The sequence below is a fragment of the Thioalkalivibrio versutus genome (assembly GCF_001999325.1).
In the GTDB taxonomy this organism is placed as follows: Bacteria; Pseudomonadota; Gammaproteobacteria; order Ectothiorhodospirales; family Ectothiorhodospiraceae; genus Thioalkalivibrio; species Thioalkalivibrio versutus.
This window is the reverse complement of record NZ_MVAR01000002.1, coordinates 1-7043: the sequence shown is the minus strand read 5'-3', so window position 1 is coordinate 7043 and position 7043 is coordinate 1. Positions and strand designations below refer to the sequence as shown.

Genomic DNA, 7043 nt, shown 5'->3' with positions numbered 1-7043 from the left:
CGCCGCCGGCCAGAGCCCGCAGGCGCAGGGCAATGTCCAGAACCGGCGTAACCGGCCCGGTATCGTCACGCACCTCCGCCACCAGTCCGGGCAGGACCCCGATGCCATCCTCAATCACCTGCAACGTGGCGTGGTCCGCCTCCTGGCCGGAATCCAGCTGGCGGTTGAGGAACGACTCCACGGCCCAGGCGAACTCGCCCAGGCGCAAGGCGCCGGCCAACCGGCCCGACCCTTTCAGTGTGTGGAAGGAACGACGAATGACCGAGAGGCTGTCGAGATCGGCCGGGTTGGCCTGCCAGCGCGGGAAATGTTCACCCAGGCTGGCTACCTCCTCGTCCGCCTCCTCGAGGAAGATCTCCAGGATTTCCAGGTCGACCTCCGGACCGCGGACCTGCTCCGCCAGCACGGTGTCGTCGAAAGGCAATGAATCGCGACCGGCCGCGGGCAGCGGGCTCGCCGGTTGCACGACAGGCGTGGCATCGGCATCGGCATCGGCATCGGCGGCGAGCGTGTCCAATGGCTCTTCGCCAGGTTCGTCGTTGGGTGTGAGATCGAAAACCGGCGGTTCGGCGAGGCCGGCGGGGTCCAATTCAGCCCCGGTGTCTGCCGCCGGCGCATCCGGGACCGCAGCCAGATGAACGGCGGCGACGTCGCCGCCGGAGATCGCACCAATGCGCTGCAGGGCCGAAATCCCCCGCTCGTGGACACTGTCCAGTTCACGCCAGGGCTGTCCGGAAGACTCTAGGGCGACCTCGATACTGCTGAGGACCTCGGCAAGGGCGTCGATCTCGCCTTCGTCGAGTTCGGCCGCTGCCATGCCGGCACGGGAATCGAGATGACGGATCAGCGGGCCCAGCAGGGCGTGCAGGGCCTCGAAGCCGGACATCGACATCGCGCCCTCGATCCGGCGCAGCCCCTCGCGGGCCTCGTCGAGTCCATCGCCAGAGGCGTCCGCGCCGGCATCAAGGAATCCGAGGAAGATGTCGCGGACCCGGCGCACATCCACCAGGGCCTCCTTGTAGACGGCCGCCGCTAGCGCGCGATCGAATTCGGCCTGGGGCGTGGGGCTGGCGCTCTTGCGGCGCAGACCCGATTCCAGCAGGGATTCCAGCGCCAGCAGGTGCTCCGCCAGTACCATGTCGACCTGTTCATCCGCCGCGCCCGCGCGCTCGGGAGTAAGCGATGCCATCAGGGCGTCGGTGTGGTCCTGTCCGGCATCCAGCCCGAGAAGACTGAGCGTCGAGCCAATACGCTCGACCTGCCCGCGCAGGCTCTCGAGGTCGTCGACACCCCGCACCTGTGACCGCATCAAGACATCCAGCCGCTCGCGGACCTCGGCAAGGTCGTCTTCCAGGGCCTGGCGCAGGTTGTCGTAGACCGAACGGCCCACCCCTGTACCGCCTTCCACGAGGCTCAACCGGTCGAGCCCGAATACCTCGCGCACGGCGCGGGTCTGTTCGCCCTCGGAGGTCGCACAGGCAACGTGGAACAGCAGGGTCTTGATCAGGTCGGGCGATGCCTCGTAGTCCGGTTCCGATCCGGCATTACCGGCCTCCACATGGGCCGACAAGGCGTTCAGATAGCGTCCGAGTTCGCGATCGACCCGCCCGACCAGTCGGCGCACGTCGGTATCGGCTTCGACACCGCCCTCGGCGACCGCCTCGAGCATCGCACCGGCGACCCAGAACAAGCGCCGGGCCTCGCCCGCCGGAACGGCCTCCTCCACAACGCGGGCGGTCGCCTGCATTCGGGCGGCCGGTTCGGTCGCATCTTCGCCGCGCACCAATTCCAGCAGATCCCGCTGAAAGCGCCGACGCGCCTGTTGCAGCAGCGGGACGCGAGATGTCGGGTCGAGCACATCGCCACCCGAGCCTACACGCTCATCGTCCACTGTCTGCGGGTCCGGCATCAATGCCGCGACATCCAGCAGCAACGAAGCGCCGCGACTGTTGCGCAGCTCATTCAGCAGAGGGACGAGGATCATGGGCGACGGCAATTCGCCATCGCCCTCGTTCTCGAGGTAGTCGGGCAGTTGCAGGGCGGCCCGTAGCAGCGGCTCGGTGGCGGCCACATTCGGCTCGTCAGCGCGTTCGATCTGACCCAGGACCTGCAACATCTCGTCGCAGATCAGGACCACGCTGTCGACCTGGACCATGACCAGGGTGTTGCGGATCTGTTCGACACGACTGCGCGCCTCGGCCAGACAATCGCGACAGTCCGGATCGTCGGAGTACCGTCGCAACGCGTCCTGGACCTCGACAAACAGCTTGTCGAGCTCGTCGCGGACCCAGTTCAGTGCGCTGGATGCCATCGGCCGCGTCCGCCGTCAGGCTCGTTGTTCGTCGGAAGAGGTCGGATCGGAGTCGGAAGTCCGCTCCTCCTCGATCACAGCATCGACACGCTCGGTGGTCCCGCCCGGCTCCGGCAGCTTGAAGTCCGATACCGAGGACTGCAGCTGGGCCGAGAGCTGGGCCAGGTCGCCAATCGCCGCCGCGGTGGACTGGGTCCCCTGCGTGGTCTCGGAGGTGATCTCGCGGATCTGGGCCATGATGGAGGTCACATCCTGCGCCATCTCGGACTGCTTGCGCGCCGACGAGGAGATCCCGTCGATCAGATCCGCCAGATCGCTGGAGACCTGCTCGATCTCGGACAGGGCCTCACCCGCGGCCTGGGCCAGCTCGGCCCCCTGGACCACGTTGGCGGTACTCTGCTCCATGGAACTCACGGCCTCGCTGGTATCCGCCTGGATAGCCTTGACCAGCCCCTCCACCTGACGGGTCGCGCTGGAGGAGCGCTCCGCAAGGCGCTGGACCTCGTCGGCCACCACCGCGAAGCCTCGCCCGGCCTCGCCCGCGGCGGAGGCCTGGATCGCGGCATTCAGCGCGAGCACGTTGGTTTGTTCCGCGATGTCGTTGATCAGGCCGATGATGTCGCCAATCTCCTGCGACGATTCACCCAGGCGCTTGATCCGTTTCGCCGTCTCCTGGATTTGTTCGCGGATATTGTCCATGCCCTCGATGGAACGGCGCACGGTGCCCGCCCCGCGGGATGCAATCTCCACCGAGTTACGTGCCACGGAGGCCGACTGTTCGGCATCCTGGGCGACCTTGTCGACCGAGCCCGACACCTCCTCGATCGCGTCGTCCGCGCGCTGGATCTCGCGGGCCTGCTCTTCCGACTTCTCGGCCAGCCCCAGCACCTGGGACCGCGTGGAAGCCGAGGATTCGCTGATATCGGCCGCCACCGTGTTGATGGTCGCGACCAGGGTGCGCAGGTTCTCGATCGCGTAGTTCATCGAGTCCGCGATGGCCCCCGTGAAGTCCTCGGTCACCGTCGCGTTGACCGTGAGGTCGCCATCCGCAAGGTTCATCATTTCATCGAGCAGGCGCAGGATTGCCTGTTGGTTGCGTTCGTTCTGCGCCTCGGTCTCCGCCAGCTCGCGCTTGGTATCGCGGTAGAGGAACAGACCCATCGCGATCAGCAGCAGCAGCGCGAGGCCACCGAAGCCGAACCCGATGAACGCGATCACGCCCGCGCGTTCGGCCTCAACGGTGATGGCGTTTTCGAAGTCCCCGGTGGTCTCCAGCATCGCACCACTGCTGGCCTCGACATTGGAGGCCGCCGCATTGACCTCGAACACCTGGGTGGAGGTATCCAGAACGCCTTCCACCGCCTCGCTAAAGGCGACGAACAGCGTGGCGATCTCCATCAGCAAGGCACGCGCTTGCGGGTCATCGACCGGTTCGACCCCCAGCGGGGCGAACCCCTCGATCAGGCCGTCCAGCACGCGGCCGTACAACGTTGCATCACGCTCGAAGCGCTCGATCGCGGGGGCCGCCTCGGCGCCCCCCTGGAGCACGCGACCCAGGCTGTTGGCGATACGCTGAATCAGCATGGTCTGGCGCGCCGCCACATAGACCTGCTCCGGCGGCTCGCCGATCCGGGTCATGCGCCGCACCACATCGTCGGACAGGCGCGAGAGCTCCGGCGAAAACGCGGCCACCGCATCGGAAAATTCCGTGATCAACTGGATATCCGAACGCCCGAGGATGACGGTGTTGATGTTGTCCCGGTACGCCGACCATTCGCGATCCACCGCGGCGATATCCTCTTGCAAGGGTTCCGGAAGTGGCTGCAGACCGTCACCCCCCTGGCGGATTCGGTCCAGGCGGGCCTCGAAGTCATCGCGCAGGGACTGCAGATCGCGGAATCCCTGCTCGGAGCCGGCGGCCGCCTCCAGCGAGCTGGTGGCGAGACGCTGCGATAACAGACGCAAGTCATTGGCCAGCGCGATCCGGTCACGGTACTGACTCTGTTCGTACTCGTGGTAGGTAAAGGCCCCGCCTGTCGCGATCAGGGCCAGCACCAGCAAGCCCCCGAGGACGAAGTTACGTGCGCGACGACTCGATCCCATCAGTTCATACTCCCTGTCGCAGCACCGCAAACCCCGTCATCAGACGGTAGCTGCGGACTGTTCGCTATTGGATGCACCGGCCAAACCCGTGCCGGTAAAGCGATTGTTGTCATTGAGTAGCAGGTCCAGATCCAGCACCGGGTGCAACCGGTGCCCGAGATCGAATCCGCCAGTAATAAAGGGCCGGACGGCCTCGGGTACCGAGACCTCCAGGCGCCGCTGGGAGGGGATGCAGCGGCGCATCCCCTCGACCTGGCTGACCAGAAGCCCGGCCATGCCCTGGCCCTGAGGCGCCACCACGATGCGCTGCCCGGTCGCGTCGTCCGGCAATGGCCGGTCCAGCAGCAGCCTGCCCATGTCGAAGACCGGCAGCACCAGCCCCCGCAGATTGCCCACACCGAGCACGGCGGAATCCGCCAGCGGCACGCGGGTCAGCGCCATCGGGTCGGCGACCTCCGCGATCGAGTCCATATCGACCAGGAAGCGGAAATCGCCAACCCGCAACAGGACGCCGCGCCAGCCGGTGCCGATGTCCCGCCGCAATTCGCGATTGACGCGGCGCCCTTCACGATCAAGGCTCGCAATCAGCGCAAACGGCGAGGACAGGTCGGTCTTCATGCCGACAGATATTTCCCGATGGTGGCCAGCAGGTCCTTCTCGACCACTGGCTTGGTGATGTAGTCGCGAGCCCCCTGACGCATCGCCCAGACCCGGTCGGTGGCCTGATCCTTGGTGCTGACCACAACCACCGGGACATGCGCGGTTTCATCCGCCTGGGAAAGCTGGCGCGTGGCCTGGAAGCCATTCAGGCCCGGCATCACCACATCCATCAGGACCAGATCCGGCACCTGCGACTTGGCGGCGGCGACCCCATCCTCGCCGCTCTCGGCGGTGGTCACCGAGTGCCCGTTTTTCTCGAGCATGGTGCGCAGCACATGGATTTCGGTCGGCGAATCGTCAACGATCAGAATGCGGGCCATGGGGTTCGTCTTTCCTTGGTTAGTGTGCAGTGGCGACGCTGTGCATCACGCCGCAGGACTGGCGTATCGGCGCATGGCGCCCAGGAGGTCATCCCGGGTAAACGGCTTGGTGAGGTAGTCCTCCGACCCCACAACGCGCCCCTTCGCCTTGTCGAACACGCTGTCCTTGCTCGACAGCATGATGATCGGCGTGGCACGGAATTCCCTGTTGTTCTTGATCAGTGCGCAGGTCTGGTAGCCATCCAGGCGCGGCATCATGACGTCGATGAAGATAATGTCCGGGCGCGACTGCGCGACCTTGGACAGCGCCTCGAAGCCGTCCACGGCGGTGATGACTTCGGCCCCGTGCTTCTGCAGCAAGGATTCGGCGGTACGCCGAATGGTCTTGCTGTCATCGATCACCATGACCTTGAGCCCCTGAAACTCGGTGGCCGAGTCCGCTTCGGCAAGCGCGTTAGACACCTTTTCCCCCTGAGGTCATTTCGCCCCGAATCTAGCGGAACCGGGGCTCTGTGACAAACAGCACACAATGATATTGCATACCGGGGGCCGCAACGCGCGCGGCGCTGATCCAGCTTGCGGGGTCACCGACGGCCCCGGCGGGCATGGCATACTCCCCCGGAACATCCCGTTCGTGCGAGGCAACGTGGCCCAGAACATCGCCATCCTGATGGACCCGATCGCGGGTATCAAACCATGGAAGGACACCACTTTCGCCATGATGCTGGCGGCACAGGCCCGCGGCCATCGCCTCCACTACCTGGAGCCGGCCGACCTGTGGATCGAGGCGGGCCGGGCGGCGGCCCGGAGCCGCCCGATCGAGGTGCACGACCGGCGCGAGGACTTCTTCACCCTGGGCGAGCCCGTGACGGGTCCGGCGGCGCGCTTCGACCTGTTATTGATGCGCAAGGACCCGCCGTTCGATCTGGAGTACATCTACGCGACCTACGCCCTCGAGCTCGCCGAGCGCGACGGCGTACGGGTATCGAACCGCCCGCAGGCCCTGCGCGACGTCAACGAGAAGGCCTTTACCGTCCACTTCCCCCAGTGCTGCCCGCCCACCTTGATTACCCGTGACCGGGGCCGGATCCGCGCCTTCCTCGAGGCGCAGGGAGACATCGTGGTCAAGCCACTGGACGGCATGGGCGGGGCCTCGATATTCCGTGTCCGCGAGGGCGACCCGAACACCTCGGTGATCCTCGAGACCATCACCGAGTTCGACCAGCGCAGCGTGGTCGCGCAGCGCTTCCTGCCGGAGTTCACCGCTGGGGACAAGCGCATCATCCTGATCGGTGGCGAGCCCTACGACCACGCCCTGGCCCGCATCCCGGCCGCGGGCGAAAGCCGCGCCAACCTGGCCGCCGGCGGCCGGGGCGAGGCCGTGCCCCTGACCGAACGCGATCGCTGGATCTGCCGCGAAATCGCCCCGGAGCTGAAGGCCCGCGGGCTGGACTTCGTCGGCATCGACGTGATCGGGGATTCCCTGACCGAGATCAACGTCACCAGTCCCACCGGTGTCCGCGAACTGGACGCGGCAGGCGGAGACGACCTGGCCGGCCAGTACATCGACTACCTCACTCGCCCGATCGAAGGATGAGCGGCATGCGCTCCGTATTGATTCGAACCCTGCCCCTGCTGCTCGCGGCCGC

General features: G+C 66.3%; 6 protein-coding genes. 1 reads left to right on the top strand and 5 read right to left on the bottom strand.

The annotated features are described in order from the left end of the window. The 5 genes from B0684_RS00465 to pilG all read right to left on the bottom strand — a co-directional run. Positions 1-2311: Hpt domain-containing protein (locus B0684_RS00465; RefSeq protein ID WP_198928517.1), on the bottom strand; the 2311-nt coding region annotated here is incomplete at its 3' end. Positions 2312-2326: 15 nt separating this feature from the next. Beyond that, a complete protein-coding gene (locus B0684_RS00460) occupies positions 2327-4414 on the bottom strand; it encodes a methyl-accepting chemotaxis protein (protein WP_018175662.1) in 2088 nt (695 codons plus the stop codon). Between the two features lie 39 nt (positions 4415-4453). Continuing rightward, positions 4454-5032, bottom strand: a complete 579-nt coding sequence (locus B0684_RS00455; RefSeq protein ID WP_018145130.1) for a chemotaxis protein CheW — start codon at positions 5030-5032, stop codon at positions 4454-4456. Next, on the bottom strand, positions 5029-5394 hold the full coding sequence (locus B0684_RS00450; protein ID WP_018145129.1) for a response regulator: 366 nt from the start codon (positions 5392-5394) through the stop codon (positions 5029-5031). Before B0684_RS00450 ends, B0684_RS00455 begins: the two co-directional genes overlap by 4 nt. Before the next feature lie 45 nt (positions 5395-5439). Beyond that, positions 5440-5856 carry a twitching motility response regulator PilG gene (pilG, locus tag B0684_RS00445; protein WP_018175663.1) on the bottom strand — a complete coding sequence of 139 codons (417 nt, stop codon included), beginning with the start codon at positions 5854-5856 and terminating at the stop codon, positions 5440-5442. 184 nt (positions 5857-6040) lie between these two features. Here pilG and gshB point away from each other — a divergent pair, with 184 nt between their 5' ends. Next, positions 6041-6991: a glutathione synthase gene (gene gshB, locus B0684_RS00440; RefSeq protein ID WP_038084567.1), complete on the top strand. Its 951-nt coding sequence runs from the start codon at positions 6041-6043 to the stop codon at positions 6989-6991. Positions 6992-7043 lie beyond the last annotated feature (52 nt).